Source organism: Haliea sp. E1-2-M8 (assembly GCF_030649675.1).
Lineage (GTDB): Bacteria > Pseudomonadota > Gammaproteobacteria > Pseudomonadales > Halieaceae > Haliea.
On sequence record NZ_JAUTDR010000001.1, the window covers coordinates 343,545 to 359,043 of the forward strand.

Consider the following 15,499-nt stretch of genomic DNA (forward strand, 5'->3'; position numbering starts at 1 on the left):
GCCTTTTTAGAACCAAGGGGCTTGAAGTGCGGGCAGCATAAGCCCCCGCTCACTGAATAGCCACCTGAAGTGACCCCCTGAGAGTGGAATCAGAACTGGCGCCAGTTCGACAAAATCGACTTTCAGCCAGCTTGTGCTAGTGTTCGGCAGGCCATAACAACAAGGAGCACCGCCGTGTCCCGTCTAGCCTCCGCCTGTCTGCCCCTTACCCTCGTCCTCGGCTTCGCCACCACCGCGATAGCCGACCCGTTGCCCGAACCACCAGTCGGCATCGCCACCCTGGCCACCCAGGCCGCCAACACCGCGGTGGCCGAGCGCCTGCCCCTGACCGACCCGCAGGACTTCGAGGATGCCAGCCGCGGCCTGGTCGCGCAGCTCGACGATCCGCGAATCCTCAATCCGGATGGCAGCGTCGCCTGGGATACGGCGCGGTTCGACTTCCTCGACGCGCCCGCTCCGGCCACAGTCAACCCCTCACTCTGGCGCCAGGGTCAGCTCAACAGCCTGCACGGTCTGTTCGAGGTGGTGCCCGGCATCTGGCAGTTCCGCGGCTACGACATGGCGGTGATGACCCTGATCGCCGGCGACATTGGCTGGATCGTGGTGGACCCGCTGACCACCTCGGCGCCGGCCCGGGCCGGCCTGGCCCTGGCCAACCGTGAGCTGGGTGAACGGCCGGTGACGGGCATTATCTTCACCCACTCCCACGGTGATCACTTCGGCGGTGTCCGCGGTATCATCGACGAAGCGGAGGTGGCGGAGCGCCAGGTACCCGTCATCGCCCCCCACGGCTTTACCGCGGAGGCGGTCAGCGAGAACCTGATGGCGGGCAACTACATGGGGCGACGCGCTTCCCTGCAGTTCGGCAACCATCTGCCCCCGGGTGAGACAGGGCATGTCGGTACCGGTCTCGGGCAGCGCCTTTCCAATGGCCAGATTGGCCTGCTGCGGCCTACTTACGAGGTGCCACTGGGGGGTGAAACCCTGACCATCGATGGGGTGGAGTTCGTGTTCGTGGATGCCTCCAACACGGAGGCACCGGCCGAACTGATGTTCTACCTGCCGGCCCTGAAAGCACTGTCCACGGCGGAAGTGGCGACGCGTACCTTCCATAATGTACTCACGCCCCGCGGCGCCAAGGTTCGCGACACCCTGCGCTGGAGCCAGGCGCTGGACGAGGTGCTGGTCCGGTTCGGCGGCGAGGCCGAGGTGCTGTTTGCCTCCCACCATTGGCCGACCTGGGGCCGGGAACGCCTGCAGCAAGCCCTGCAGAACCAGCGTGACCTGTACCGCTACGTACACGACCAGACCATCCGCCTGGCCAACCACGGCGGCACCCAGCACGAGATCGCCGAGGAGCTGGAGGAACCCTGGTTTTCAGCCACTGATTTCGGTACCCGCGACTATTACGGCACCCTCAATCACAACTCCAAGGCGGTGTACCAGAACTACTTTGGCTGGTGGGATGGGGTGCCCGCCAATTATCATCAGCATCCGCCGGAGGCCGCCGCCACCCGCTATGTCGACCTGATGGGGGGCGCGGAGGAGGGGCTGCGCAAGGGCATCGCCGCCTTCGAGTCCGGTGACTACCGCTGGGCGGCCACCGTGTTCAACCACATCGTGTTCGCGGATGCCGGCAACCGCCCGGCGCAGGAGTGGCTGGCGGCGGCCTATGAGCAGATGGGCTTCCAGGCCGAGTCCGGCGCCTGGCGCAATTATTACCTGACCGCGGCCATGGAGCTGCGCGACGGCCTGCCCGAGACTCCCCAGACCTTTGACGATCCTGCTTTCCTGCAGGGTGTACCCACGGCTGCCCTGCTGGACGCGCTGGTGGCGCGCTATAACCCGGCCCGGCTGAGCCGCGAGGCCTTTGTCATCCAGTTCGTGTTCCCGGACCGGCAGGAACAGTTTCATGTCGAGGTCAATCCCGCGGTCGCTTTCCCGCGCAGTGGTATGGCGCCGGCGGCGACCGCGCAGCTGACCCTGGATCGCAGCGACTTTGACCGTTTGTTGATGCGCCGGGTCGAGCTGCCGGAGCTGCTGCAGGGTGGCGGGGCGGAGCTTTCCGGCGATGGCACCGCTATTGGCGCTTTCTTCGGCGCCCTTGACCAGTTCGAGTACTGGTTCAACGTGGCTACCCCCTGAAGCGAAGCGCAATCGTGGAGGGCTATGCGCTCATCAAGCTGACTCACCTGCTGGCGGCTTACCTTACCGGGCTGTTGTTCGTGCTGCGGTTGTTGCTGGATCTGGCAGGGCAGCCAAGCTGGCGGCAGACGCCGTTGCGTTGGCTGCCGCATGCGAATGACACGGTACTGCTGGCCATGGCGCTGTCGCTGCTGGTGTTCGGGGGCTGGCAGATCACGGTACACAGTTGGCTGGCCCTCAAGGTGGTACTATTGCTGGGCTATATCGCAGCCGGTATGGTCGCCATGAAACCGCGCTTCCGCGTGCCAGTGCGTGTGTTGGCGGCCGGGCTGGCCCTGGCGCAGCTGGCCGGCATTTATTTTTTGGCCATGACCCGCCCCGTACTCTGGTAGCTGCTGGCGGGCGAGGGTGGCCTCCACCATCGAGGAGATTCGGCATGCAGGGCAGCAAGTTGACCGACGAGGCTGCGCTGGCGCCGCTGCTGCGGCAGGCTTTCCGGCCCCTGTTTCTGTTGGGGGCACTGTTCAGCGCCGGGGCCATGCTGCTGTGGGGGCTGGCGCTGGCTGGCTGGATCAGCCTGAACCCGTATCAAAACGTGCTGTTCTGGCATCAGCACGAAATGATTTTCGGTTTCGTGGCGGCGATCATTGTCGGCTTTCTGCTGACCGCGGTGCAGAACTGGGCGGGTACCCGTGCCACGCACGGCAGGGAACTGCTGGTGCTGGTGCTGGTCTGGCTGACGGGGCGCGGCTTGATGCTGTTCGGCGCCGGCCTGCCCCCCGCACTGGTGGCGGCAGTGGATCTGGCCTTCCTGCCCCTGGCAGCCTGGTTTTTCGGTAGCATCGTGCTGGCGGCGGGCAACACCCGCAATCTGTTCTTTGTGCCGCTGCTGCTGCTGTTGATGGTCTGCAACGGGCTTATGCACGCCGGCGCGATCCTAAACCGCTTCGAGCTGGTTCAGTACGGCAATCTCAACGCCATCTGGCTGGTGACCCTGGTGATGGCGATTGTCTCCGGGCGGGTGCTGCCGATGTTCACTGCCAACGGCACCGGCACGCCGAAGGTTGAGCCGCTGCCCTGGCTGGAGCGGGTCGCGCTGGGCTGCCTGTGGCTGATCTTCGCCCTGCATTTTCTGGCGCTCGCGCCGCGGATGCCGTCTTCGGCGCTGGCGCTGCTGTTTGCCGTTGCCGCGTTGAGTCAGCTGGCGCGAATCCTCAGGCTCAGGTTCTGGGTAACCCTGCGCGTGCCCCTGCTGTGGTCCCTGCACGCGGCTGCCCTGTTTATTCCCTTCGGGCTGGCGCTGTTCGCGGCCCGCCATGCGGGATTGCCGGTGACCCAGAGTAATGCAGTCCACGCACTGACTGCGGGGGCCATGGGGGGAATGATCCTGTCGATGATGGCGCGGGTGTCCCTCGGGCATACCGGGCGGGCCCTGCAGCCGCACCCGCTGATGACGCTGGCCTTCGTGCTGGTGATCTGCGCGGCGCTGCTGCGCCTGGCGGCGCCGTCCCTGTTGCCGGGGTCACTGACGACCTGGTATCTGCTGGCCATCGCGGCCTGGGTACTGGCTTACCTGGCCTACAGCCTGCTGTACCTGCCGCTCCTGACGCGCCCGCGGCCGGACGGGCAGCCCGGTTAGGCGCGGCCTCAGCTCGCCGTCGACAGGAAAGGCCCATCGACACAGCCCCGGCGCCCGTCTGGTGCCGCACAGGCGCCGCAGATACCGACCCCGCACTTGGTCAGGTAGTCGATGGCGCTGTGGATCTGGTCCTCGCGGCAGAACTCCCGCTGCACTTTTTCGGCGGCATGCACCATGGGCTCAGGGCCGCAGTTGTAGAACACCAGGTTCGCCCGTTCCTCCTTGCTCATCTCCTGCAGGCGCTGCTGCAGCAGCTCGGTAACCCGGCCGTGGAAGCCAACGCTGCCGTCGTCGGTGGCGACATGCAGGGTGGCGATCTTCGCGCACTCATCCAGGAAGTACAGCCGGTCCTTACTGCGGGCGCCGGCAAACACCTCGGCGTTGCCGAAATCCCGCGCAATCTGGTACACCGCCGCCAGCCCGGTGCCCCCGGCCACGGCCATGATGCGGGCATCCTCCGGCGGGGTCACCGGGATGCCGTGGGGGCCGCGGACATAGGCTTCAGTGCCCACCGGCAGGTCCATCAGGGTATGGGTAAACAGGCCCAGGTCGATCACCACCAGTGAAAAGGGGTCGTCGGTGAGGGCGGAGAAGGGCTTCTCGCCCACGCCCGGAACCCAGAGGAAAATGAACTCGCCGGCCTGCACATTGATCTTGCGGTCGAAGGTGAGGATGGCGATGTCCTCGCAGACCCGCTCGGTACTGACCAGCGTGACCGGGCGGAACTGCATGTCGATGTCATAGCGAACCAGGCTTTCGGCGCGGTCGCTGCCCAGTTCCAGATCACGCTGCAGAGTGCGGAAATACTCCGCCATATCTTCGGTGGTCATGCCCACCAGGGCCGAGCCCACCCCCACTACCGTGGCTCCCGCATCCAGAAATGCGCGCACATCCTCGGCGCTGCTGGCGCCGCCACAGCCGATCACCGGCAGCCCGGTGGCGGCCACGACCTCCCGCACACACTTGAGGCCGATGGGCAGCACGCCCTTGCCGGACATGCCGCCCGAACCGTTACTCAGCACCGCGTGGCCATGTGAAGAGGTGTAGCCAGGCCCGACCGTATTGATGGCGCACAGGCCGTCCGCACCGCCAGCTTTCGCAGCCTCGGCGATCTCGGCAATATTGGGCGTGTTCGGGGTCAGCTTGGGAATCACCGGGATAGCCACCACCGCCTTCACCGCCGCGGTAATTTCCCGCACCATGTCCGGGTCCTGGCCCATCGCCATGCCATAGCCCTTGGCGTGGGGGCAGGACAGATTCAGCTCCAACCCGTCGGCCACCGGCGCCAGCAGCCTGGCTACCTCGACAAACTCCTCCAGGCTGCCGCCGAAAATCGACACCAGCAGGAAGCGATCCGCCGGCACCCGCAGCTTGCCCAGCAGCGCTACCGACTCCTCCGCCCCCGGGTTGGTCAGCCCCACCGCATTGACAAAGCACCCCGGGGCGTACTGGCTCAACACCGGCTCCCGGTTCCCCATGCGCGGCTCCAGACCGATGCTCTTGGTAGTCACCACCCCAACCTCCGGCATATGGTCGAACACATACTGGATGATCGAGGTGGCAGTCGTAACAATCCCGGAGGGAATCGTCAACGGGCCGGACAGGGTCTTGCCGAAGAATTCAGTGTTCAAGGCGGCGCTCGGAGCTGGATGGCTGGAGGCGGCAATTATACGGGCTTGTCCGCAGGTAGTCGAAGCGCGCTTCTACCGAGGCCGAAATGTGCGAGCAACTGAGAATCCGGCACTGAGGCAGGGGGCGGGTTGAAGGCTTGCAGGACCGTCCGAGACATGGATGTCGAGGCCGAGCGTCCATGGACGGACTTGCAGCGTGTCCTGCAAGCCTCCAACGCGACCCCTGCCGGAGCCCGATCTTTAGCTCAGGTCCCGCAGAAAGTCTGGTGCACCCGCTGTTCCGGCCCCGGAGGCAGGGCAAAGGCCCGGTCCTCCGGGCGCCAGGTCCAGGGGTCCGCCAGCCGGTCCACCAGGGCATGGAAGGGCGCGAAGTCCTCCTGATCCGTGGCGGCGGTGATGGCGGCTTCCACCAGGTGGTTGCGCGGGATAAAGATCGGGTTGGCGCGGTACATTGTTGCCTGTCGCGCCCCGGGGTCGACGGCCTCGATGGCCAGGCGCTCCTGCCAGCGGGCCAGCCAGGGGTCGAAAGCAGGGGGCAGTAGATACAGCTCGCTGCAGTCCTGGTCACCGGCGGTGTCCGGGCTGGCGAGATCCGCCAGGCGGCGGAAGGTCAGGGTGAAGTCCGTCACCCCGGAAGCCATCAGGGTGTACAGGTCCTCGATCAGCGCGGCGTCTTCGGGGCGGTCCTGCTGCAGCCCCAGCTTGGCCTTGAGGCCGGCGGTGTGGGCCTCGAGGAACTGGTCGCTGTAGGTATCCACCGCGGCCTGGGCCAGGGCCACGGCCCGCTCGCTATCCTCGTGCAGTAGCGGCACCAGCGCCTGGGCCAGGCAGGCCAGGTTCCAGTGGGCGATGCCGGGCTGGTTGCGGTAGGCGTAGCGGCCGCCGTGATCGATGGAGCTGAACACGGTGTCCGGATTGAAGGCGTCCATGAAGGCGCAGGGGCCGTAGTCGATGGTTTCACCGGACAAGAGCATGTTGTCGGTGTTCATCACCCCGTGGATAAAGCCCAGCAGTTGCCAGCGGGAAACCAGGCTGGCCTGTGCCCGGACCGCCGACTCGAGCAGGGCCAGGGCGGGATTGTCGGCATCCGCCAGGCTCGGGTAGTGGCGCTCGAGGGTGAAGCGCACCAGAATCTCCAGGGCCTCCTTGTCCTTGCGCGCGGCAAAAAATTCAAAGCTGCCGATGCGGATGTGGCTGGACGCCACCCGGGCCAGCACCGCGCCGGGGAGTGAGCGCTCACGATACACCGGTTCACCGGTGCTGACCGCGGCCAGGGCGCGGGTGCTGGGTACGCCCAGGGCTGCCATGGCCTCGCTGACAATATATTCCCGCAGTACCGGCCCCAGCGGCGAGCGTCCATCGCCACCCCGGGACCAGTGGGTGCGGCCCGCGCCCTTGAGCTGCAGGTCCATGCGTCTACCGTCGGTCCCCCGCAGCTCGCCCAGCAGGATGGCGCGGCCATCTCCGAGCTGAGGGTTGAAGCTGCCGAACTGATGGCCGGCATAGGCGGCAGCCAGTGGTTCCGAGCCCTCGACAACGCTGTTGCCCGCGAGGAAGGCGGTACCCTCGGCCGATGCCAGCCAGTCCGGGTCCAGCCCCAGTTCCAGGGCCAGGCCGCGATTCACCCGGATGGGCGCAGGTGCCGCGACCGGCGTCGGCGCCAGCAGCTGGTAGAAGCGCGCGGGCAGGCGCGCAAAACTGTTGTCAAAGTTGGCTCGGGCTTTCGCGATTGGCACTTTGGCGGGACTCCGGGGCTCGGGTGGGGACATTGTCGGCGCCGCCGCCGACGGCGCGAGGCACGCGCAGCAACAGCACCAGTGGCATGGTAGCAAGGTTAACCCACATCAGCAGGTGGAAGTCATTGGCGAAGGCAATCTCTGCCGCCTGTCGGCTGACCTCGGTGACGACCGTCGCTGGCAGGCCGCCGACAGATACGGGGTCCGCCAGCCCGGTCAGCAGTGCCGACTCCGGGCGCAGGCGGGAGGCCAGCTCCTGCTGATTGATCCACAGGTTGCGGGTGAAGAGCCCCATCATGATGGAGACTCCGATGCTGCTGCCCAGGTTTCTGGACAGGCTGTACAGGGCCGCGCCCTCATCACGCAGCGTAGCCGGTAGCGTCGCATAGGCCAGCGTGGTGGAAGGAATGAAGACCAGCCCGAGTCCGAGCCCCTGGATAAAACCGGTGATGATCAGCTGGCGTTCACCGACCTCCATGGTGAAACCCGCCATGTGGTACAGGGACAGGCAGACCAGTGCCATGCCCAGCAGCATCAGTGCTCGCGGGTCAAACCGGCGCATCAGCCGGGCAACCAGCAGCATGCCCAGCATGGTACCCACTCCCCGCGGCATCAGGATCAGCCCCGTGGTCATGACCGGATAGCCTTTCCAGTTCTGCAGAAAAGGCGGCAGCAAGGCCATGGTCGAGAGCAGGACAATGCCGACCAGGAAGATGAACATCAGCCCGGTAACAAAATTCCGGTCGCGAAACAGTGACGGAGACAGGAGCTGCAAGCGGGTGGTACGCGAGTGAACCAGGAACAGGTAGAGCCCGAGAGCCACCAGCACGGCGTAGACCTTGATCTCCATCGCGTCGAACCAGAGTAGATGCTCGCCCCGGTCCAGCAACAGCTGTAGTGCTCCCACCGCCAGCGCCAGCAGGCCAAAGCCCATAAGGTCAAAGCGTTTGTTTACGGTGACCGTGGCCGGCAGGTAACGGTAGATCCCCAGCAGCGAAAGCATGCCGAGCGGCACGTTGATGTAAAACACCCAGCGCCAGGAATAGGACTCGGTTAGCCAGCCGCCGAGCGTTGGCCCCAGAATCGGGCCTATCATTACACCCATGCCCCACAAACTCATGGCGGAGGCGTGCTTTTCGCGCGGGAATGTGTCGAGCAGGATGGACTGTGACAAGGGTACCAGCGCCGCGCCGAAGCCCCCCTGCACCACACGCCAGACGACCATTTCCGTCAGGCTGGACGCCTGCCCGCAGAACATGGATGCCGCGGTGAAGCCAGCGACGCAGTACATCAATACGTTGCGCCTCCCAAAGCGCCGGGCCAGGTAGCCCACGGGCAGGGTCATGATGGCGGTGGCGACGATGTAGGAGCTCAGGATCCAGATCACCTGGTCACTGCTGGCCCCGAGACTGCCCTGCATATGCGGCAGTGCGACATTGGCGATAGTGGTGTCCAGCACCTGAATGATGGTCGCCAGCATGACGCTGGCGGCCACCAGCCACTGGCCCCGGTTCTGTGTGGTCACTGACTAAGGGCGGCGACGGGCTGGTCGCCATTGTCGTACGCGGTCTTGTCCTGTGGCGAGGTCGGATGGGTGTGGATGCGGACCGCAGCGCTCATTCCCGCGCGCAGGGTCGGCCCCGAGCTGGTATCCAGCAGGCGCAGCCGTACCGGGATGCGCTGTACCACTTTGACCCAGTTGCCGCTGGCGTTTTGCGCCGGGATCAGCGCAAATTCAGAGCCACTGGCGACGCTGACGGTATCGACTTCCGCCCGCAACACCTGCCCCGGGTAGGCGTCGATAGTCACATCCACTGCCTGGCCACTGTGAACCGCGGCAAGTTGGGTCTCCTTGAGGTTGGCCTCGATCCAGTGTCCGCCCGTTTCCAGGATAGTGATGACGGTAAATCCCGGGGGCGCCATTTCGCCTGCCTGGGGTACATCATTGGCGACCACGCCGGCCACCGGCGCCACGATCCTCGTGCGCGATAGCTGGTACCGGGCATGGTCCAGCTGGGCCTGGGCGACCATGATGTCTGCCTGTTGCTCGAGCGGGATATCCGGGCTGCCGCCCAGTGCAGCCCGCAGGCTGGCGAGTCTCTGGCTGCCAATCGCAATCTGTGCCCTGGCGCGCGAGAGCTGTTGCCGCGATTCGTCAAGCTGTGATTCCGAGATCGCGGTCGGACCCATGTTCTGGTTTCGCGCCAGTTGCCGCTGGTAGAACGCGGCGTCCTCTTGCGCCTGCGCAAGCTCTGCCTCTATCTCGGCATAATCGGCTCGACGGGCCAACACCTCGTTGCGCACCTGCAGCAAGTGTGCCTCCGCTTCGGCGACGGCGAGCCGGAATGGCTGGTCCTCCAGTTGCACCAGCAGCTGTCCCTGGCTCACCGGCGTATTGGGGCTCACAAGAACCGCCTTGACGATGGCGCTCACTTCGCTGGCGAGGGCCAACTTGTTGGCCTTGACGTAGGCGTTGTCAGTGCTGACCACGCCGCCTCCGCCAAGGACAAACCAGCTGATCACGGCAATCGCTACGGCAATACCCGCACCGAAACCGAGTTGCCGCTTACCTGTGTTGGTCACGAATCCTGTCCCTCCCGGCCCAGATTGAGGCGCACCTGTTGCAACAGGTGCCGCAGCTGCACGATTTCGGCGGCCTGCAGCCCGGCCAGAGCCTCTGCCCGGGTTTCCTCGGCCAGGGTCCGCAGTATTTCCAGCACCGGCTGGGCCGCGGGGGTGAGGTAGATCCGGAAGCAGCGCCGGTCCTCGCTGTCGCGGACACGCTGTACCAGTTGTTCTTCCTCCAGATTGTCCAGCTGCCGCGCAAGGCTGATGGGCGCCACATCCATCCGGTCGGCCAGTTCCGCCTGCTTCAGGCCTTCCTCCCGCGCCAGCTGCCACAACACCTGCCACCGCGACCGGGTCAAGCCGTGGGCCTTGGCCCGGCGGTCGAAGTTGCGCCGCAGCAACCTGGCAGCGCTGTGTAGTTCAAAGCTGAGCTGGCTGGCAGCTTCCTCTGTCGCTCGGCTCACGCTGCGCCTCCAATTGATGTCGCCGCTTATTATAAGTGTGCTTATAAAAATGACAACTTGGCAAAGCTTTACTGTGGCGGTCTTGGATGGCAGATTAGCGGATCTGCGCAACGACTATCGGCTATTAGCCGGCATTCACATGGAGCCACAATGAGCACAAGCACTTGGGATACCCTGATCACGGACGCCCTGGTCTTTGACGGCAGGGGCGGGGCGCCGCAGCACCTGGACATTGCCATCAAGGACGGCCGCATCGCCGCCCGGGGCAGCGCCCTGCCGCGGGGTGAAGCGTCCAGGGTCATTGACGGCTCCGGGCAGTGGCTTATGCCCGGCCTACTGGACATCCATACCCACCTCGACCTGGAGGTAGATCTGGACCCGCGCCTGGAGGAAGTGGTGCGCCACGGCACTACCACCGTGCTGGTAGGCAACTGTAGCCTCGGCACCTGCTTTGGCCAGCAGGTGGAAGGCGAGCAGAATCCCATCGTCGACTGTTTTACCCGGGTGGAGAACATCCCCAAGAAAGTGCTGAGCAAATGCGTGGAAACCATCACCTGGGACAATACCGGTGACTACATGGACCACTTCGACAAGCTGCCGCTGGGGCCCAATATCGGCGCTTTCGTGCCCCATTCCATGCTGCGGGTTGAAGTGATGGGCCTCAAGGACAGTATCAGCCGCGAGCCCACCGAGACCGAACTGCGGGAGATGGAAAGACTGCTGGACCAGGCCATGACCCAGGGCTACCTGGGCCTGAGTACCGACGGGCTTCCCTTCCACTACCTGGCCAACGCGCCGCATACCGACCAGCGGATCCCGACCCAGTTCGCCAGTTTTGGCGAGCTCAAGCGCCTGCTGCGTGTGGTCCGCCGCCACGACCGGGTCTGGCAGACCACGCCCATCATCGAGAACCGGATCAAGGGGCTGCTGTATTTTTTCCTCAGCAGTGGCCGCCTGTTTGGCAGTCCGCTGAAAACCTCCGCCCTGTCGGTGATGCAATTCGTGCTGGCACCCAAAGCGTCCAACGCCTTCCTGGGTGTGGCGGGGCTGGTCAACAGCGCGCTGCTCCAGGGGCGTATCCATTTCCAGGCCCTGGGCACCAATTTCCGCATCTGGGCCGATGGCATCGTCAGCCCGATTTTTGAGGAGCTGGACTCCACCTGCAAGCTGATCGCCAGGGAGTATGACGATGTGGCGGGGCGCCGGGCGCTGCTCAACGACCCCGCCTTTGTCGAAGAGTTTCGCCGCGACTGGTTTCACGGTCGCAAGGGGCGCAACCTGGCCACGTTCAAGGCCAAAATGGGCCTGCCGGACAAGGTGGTTATCCGCGACCCCGAGCTGATGATATTTGATGGAGCACCTGTGCCCGAGTGGGATGGCGAATCCATGCAGCAGGTATTCGAGCGTCTGCAGCGGTTCCAGCGCGGCCAGACAGGGGAGGCGCGTTCAGAGAAAGAGCGCGAGGCGCTAGCTGCCTTCCCCAACCCGACCGCGGACGACGCCGACTTCATGTTGCATCTGCTGCGTGAGTACGACAAGTCCTTCCGCTGGTATGTCGACGTCGGCAACACGGACAAGCAGGCAACCCTGGGCTACCTGCTGCACCCGAACGCCATGCCCGGCTTCAATGACTCCGGCGCCCACATCACCAATATGGCGTTCTTCGACGCCAACCTGATGTCGCTGAAACTGGCGCAGGCCGAGGGCATGGAGACCGTTGCCCGGATGGTCAAGCGCCTGACGCGGGACCCGGCGGAGTTCTTTGGCCTGGATGTGGGCAGCCTGGAAATTGGCGCCCAGGCGGATGTCACCCTGGTTGATCCGGAGGTGCTAAAGGGCTGGGATACCAACGAGCACCGCGCCTTTATCCACCGTGAACTGTTTGATCACAAGCAGATGGTCAACCGGTCGGACGGCGTGGTAACCCACGTGCTGATCAACGGCGAGCCGGTCTGGCAGCAGGGCGAGTTTACCGAGGTACTGGGTAACCGCAGCCTGGGTCGGGCCCTGCGGGCCGCCTGAGTGTAGGAGCGCACTCCGTGCGCGATCGCCCTCAATCGCCCGCGGACAAGGTGAATGGCCGCGCAGCGGACAGAGAAGGTGGCCTGGGCCAGCGGGCTCCTATAGAACACGGTGGGTTCCCACAGGTCTAGTACCCCGCTTCCAGATCCACCAGGTTGAGCAGCGGCTCGCCCTTGACGTAGCGGCGCAGGTTCTCGGTCGCGATCAGGGCGCTACGCTGCAGGCTGCCGCCCCCGGCCGCCGCCACGTGCGGGGTGATGATCACGTTGGGCAGCAGCCACAGCGGGCTGTCCTCCGGTAATGGCTCCGGCTCGGTGACATCCAGGCCCGCCCCGTACAAATGCCCGCTCTGCAGGGCCGCTACCAGCGCGGCGGTGTCCGTGGTCTTGCCGCGGCCCACATTGATATAAATTGCCCCAGGCTGGATCAGCGCGAACAGGTCGGCGTCGAACAGGCCGGCGGTCTGCTCCGTCAGGGGCAGCGCATTGACCACCACATCCGCCTCGCCGGCCAGCTTGCCCAGTTCATCCGCCAGTCCGACATAGGAGACAAAGCCCGGCCCTTCCCGGGAGGAATTGCGGGTGGCGGTGACCCGCATGCCGAGGCCGTGGGCCCGGCGCGCCACTTCGGTGCCGATACCGCCGAGACCGGCTACCAGCACGGTCTTGCCGGCCAGTTCGCCAAAGGCCAGCTCGGCAGACAGCTCCCGGCGCCACTGGCGCTCGGCCTGGGCGGCGGTGTAGGCGGGCAAACCCCGGCTGATCGCCAGCAACATGGCGATACCGTGTTCGGCGATGGTAGGCCCCGACAGGCGCTGGTTGTTGGTAAAGATCCGGTCCGCTTGCTGGGCCTCGCTGGCACCGCTGCAGCGATCCATGCCAACGGTGTAGCTGTGAATCCACAGCAGGCCCGGATCGGCGTTGGCGAGCATGTCGGTGGTGCAGAAACCGATGTAGCCATCGGCACCGGCCAGGGTTTCCCGCGTGGGTACAAAAGCCCCCGAATCGTCCACCACCAGGGCCACGTCTCCCGCCGCCACCTGCAACTGCTTGAGAAAGCTTTTATTACCGGCCATACCGCGCGGTAGGGACACGACCACGCGGCCGGGCTTCCAGCGAGGGTGGCTGCTGACAGCCGTGGGCGCGGCCTCCAGGTCGAGCTTGTCGATCAGCTGTTGGGCCGCGTTCGAAGGGGTGGCTTCTGGTGTTGCCTCTTTCGCTAGCAAAGGCAGACTGGCTGCCTGCAGCAATGCCAGGGACAGTACCCCTGCACCAATGCGGAGTTGCGCTGTAATCCTCATTGTTTTTCCTCCTCCTCCTCCGGCTGGTTGCGTTGCAGCAGGCGCTGCAGGAAACGGCCCCCTTCTTCCCGCGCCATGTTTTCAAGCTCTCTGCGGGCGAGATCGGCGACTATCGCCTCGCTGTCGACCCTGCACCATTCGCCGGGTTCGCCACCGAGTTTGCCGCTGCAGTTCACCGGCCAGTCAATCGCGGCCAGGCGCTGGTTGACCCGGCAGGCAGGGTCAACCTCTTCCAGGGTTGGTGCCAGCCGCGCCCGGAAGCTGGCGACAAAGTCGTTGCTGACCAGGTCCAGCCTGCCGTCGCCGCGCAGGCCGACATGGGCGAGGTCCGCCTGCAGCGGGTCCAGCCGGGCCTCGCCCGCCGCCAGCTGGATGCGGGCACTGGCGCTGTCGAAGCTGCTGCGCGCGGGCAATTCGGCCTGTAACGGCTCCTGGTTGATCTGGGCGATCACCTGGCAAAGCATGCGTTCGATGCCGACCTGCTCCAGCGCAAGTTGCTCGGTGTCGAGCCGGATTTCGCCCTCCAGGGCGGCGACCAGGGCATTGCGACTGTTGCCCCGGCTGTCGAGTTGCCAGCTGGCATCGGCCGTGCCAGACAGGACCGGGTCTGCCTCCAGCGCAGCCAGCAGGGCGACGGTGTCCAGCCCGGCGAGTTCGCCCCGGGTGCTGAGCGTGGTGGTGCTGAGGCGTGCGTTCAAGGTGGCGGTGGCGTCAAGTTTGCCGCCGTGGATGACGCCGCTGATGGTGTCGAAGGTCGCGACCCCTTCCACCGCGCGCAGGCGCAGGCGCAGGTTTTCCACTGTATGCACACCGACCACGGCGCGTTCGACCCGCAAGTCAGCCCGGGTATCGGTGAGGCGCAGCGCATCGAGGGGCAGGGGGGCATCGCCGTCGGGGCTTTCTGTCTCGGCGCTGCTGGCCGCCTCGGGGCCCGCCAGCAGGAGTAGCGCAGGGTCCAGCAGGTTCATGCGCAACACCGCGTCAATTTGCGGGCTTTCCGCGGCGGCATAGCGCACTGTGCCGCTGCCCTGGGTGGCGCCGCTCTCCAGCTCCACTTCCAGCTCGGCGAGGCGCTGGTCCAGCCTGACGCTTCCGTTGGCCCGGAGCGTTACCGGTGTCGGCGTGGCTCCAGTCAGTTCGCCTTCCAGTCCCTGCAGGTTGAGAGTCTGGGAGTCGGCGCTGGCGCTAAAAATGGTGGCGAGCTCGAGGTTCATGCTGGGTTCGCCCGGCATGCGCAGTTCCAGTTTCAGGGAGGCGGGGTTGCCCTCCAGGTTGAGATCGGTACCCCTGAGCATCGGCAGCTCGAGAACCACGGGTCCGGCGCCGGCGGGTTGTTGCAGGATGATGCGCGCATCGGTGAGCCGCAGGCTGGCAACGTTCAGGGCCAGCGGCGCGCCGAAGACGGCGCCGACGCTGCTCTCCGCAGTGTCCTGCAGGGCCTGCCGGCGCGTGGCGTAGAAGCGTTCCAGTTCCGCATCCGAGAGGGTGGCGAGATCGGGCGCCTCGATCTCCGCCCTGGCTGGCAGGGTGACTACCAGGCCGTCCAGTTCCAGACCCTTGATGATAACTTCCCGCGACAGCAGTGGCCGCAGGAACACTTCGACGGACAGCTCCCGGACACTGATCTCCGGCGGTTCCTCGCCGGGGAGCTGCAAGCCGGCATCGCCCAGGCGCAGGGCCAGGCGCGGGAACAGGGTCAGGCCGGCATCGCCGCGGACGGTCAGCCGCGCACCGCTGCGCTCCTCCAGCTGCTCCGTCGCAATTTTGACCAGCCTTTCTTGGTCGAGCACCAGTGGCACCACCACCACGGCTACAATCACCAGCAGAAGGGGAATGCCGAGCAGGTAGAGCAGGATTCTGGTCATGGGAGCCTCTCCTCAAGGGGGGTCAGGTCCCGTATTGTAGCAAATGTAATTTGCTACAATACGGGACCTGACCCCGCCCCGGCGCAGGCAGTAACGAAAGCGGCCCGGAACAGGTTCCGGGCCGCTGAG

11 protein-coding genes are annotated in these 15,499 nt (G+C 65.4%); 4 read left to right on the plus strand and 7 right to left on the minus strand.

Translation table 11 applies throughout. From position 1 onward, the window contains the following. The first annotated feature begins 174 nt into the window (after nt 1–174). From Q6D67_RS01555 to Q6D67_RS01565, 3 genes are read left to right on the plus strand one after another with little or no spacing between them, the layout of a single operon-like run. Nucleotides 175–2,145: an alkyl/aryl-sulfatase gene (locus tag Q6D67_RS01555; RefSeq protein WP_304703754.1), complete on the plus strand. Its 1,971-nt coding sequence runs from the start codon at nt 175–177 to the stop codon at nt 2,143–2,145. 14 nt (nt 2,146–2,159) lie between these two features. Next, nucleotides 2,160–2,537: a SirB2 family protein gene (locus Q6D67_RS01560; protein ID WP_304703755.1), complete on the plus strand. Its 378-nt coding sequence runs from the start codon at nt 2,160–2,162 to the stop codon at nt 2,535–2,537. Nucleotides 2,538–2,581: 44 nt separating this feature from the next. Further along, nucleotides 2,582–3,784, plus strand: a complete 1,203-nt coding sequence (locus tag Q6D67_RS01565; protein ID WP_304703756.1) for an NnrS family protein — start codon at nt 2,582–2,584, stop codon at nt 3,782–3,784. Between the two features lie 8 nt (nt 3,785–3,792). Here Q6D67_RS01565 and Q6D67_RS01570 read toward each other — a convergent pair whose 3' ends face one another. The 5 genes from Q6D67_RS01570 to Q6D67_RS01590 all read right to left on the minus strand — a co-directional run bounded on the left by Q6D67_RS01570 (nt 3,793) and on the right by Q6D67_RS01590 (nt 10,183). Next, nucleotides 3,793–5,415, minus strand: a complete 1,623-nt coding sequence (locus Q6D67_RS01570) for a tRNA-dihydrouridine synthase (RefSeq protein WP_304703757.1) — start codon at nt 5,413–5,415, stop codon at nt 3,793–3,795. A gap of 245 nt (nt 5,416–5,660) precedes the next feature. Then, nucleotides 5,661–7,151: a YdiU family protein gene (locus Q6D67_RS01575; protein WP_304703758.1), complete on the minus strand. Its 1,491-nt coding sequence runs from the start codon at nt 7,149–7,151 to the stop codon at nt 5,661–5,663. Then, nucleotides 7,120–8,676 carry a DHA2 family efflux MFS transporter permease subunit gene (locus Q6D67_RS01580; protein ID WP_304703759.1) on the minus strand — a complete coding sequence of 519 codons (1,557 nt, stop codon included), beginning with the start codon at nt 8,674–8,676 and terminating at the stop codon, nt 7,120–7,122. Before Q6D67_RS01580 ends, Q6D67_RS01575 begins: the two co-directional genes overlap by 32 nt. Continuing rightward, a complete protein-coding gene (locus tag Q6D67_RS01585; protein WP_304703760.1) occupies nt 8,673–9,734 on the minus strand; it encodes an HlyD family secretion protein in 1,062 nt (353 codons plus the stop codon). The genes Q6D67_RS01580 and Q6D67_RS01585 overlap by 4 nt, the downstream gene beginning before the upstream one ends. Further along, complete coding sequence (locus Q6D67_RS01590) at nt 9,731–10,183, minus strand: MarR family winged helix-turn-helix transcriptional regulator (protein WP_304703761.1); 453 nt, start codon at nt 10,181–10,183, stop codon at nt 9,731–9,733. Before Q6D67_RS01590 ends, Q6D67_RS01585 begins: the two co-directional genes overlap by 4 nt. A gap of 150 nt (nt 10,184–10,333) precedes the next feature. Here Q6D67_RS01590 and Q6D67_RS01595 point away from each other — a divergent pair, with 150 nt between their 5' ends. Next, on the plus strand, nt 10,334–12,205 hold the full coding sequence (locus Q6D67_RS01595; protein ID WP_304703762.1) for an amidohydrolase family protein: 1,872 nt from the start codon (nt 10,334–10,336) through the stop codon (nt 12,203–12,205). A gap of 127 nt (nt 12,206–12,332) precedes the next feature. On the opposite strand, the gene Q6D67_RS01600 is transcribed toward Q6D67_RS01595, so the two are convergent. Then, entirely contained in the window at nt 12,333–13,505 is a 1,173-nt protein-coding gene (locus Q6D67_RS01600) for a D-2-hydroxyacid dehydrogenase (RefSeq protein ID WP_304703763.1), read from the minus strand. Then, on the minus strand, nt 13,502–15,370 hold the full coding sequence (locus Q6D67_RS01605) for an AsmA family protein (protein ID WP_304703764.1): 1,869 nt from the start codon (nt 15,368–15,370) through the stop codon (nt 13,502–13,504). Before Q6D67_RS01605 ends, Q6D67_RS01600 begins: the two co-directional genes overlap by 4 nt. Between the last annotated feature and the right edge of the window lie 129 nt (nt 15,371–15,499).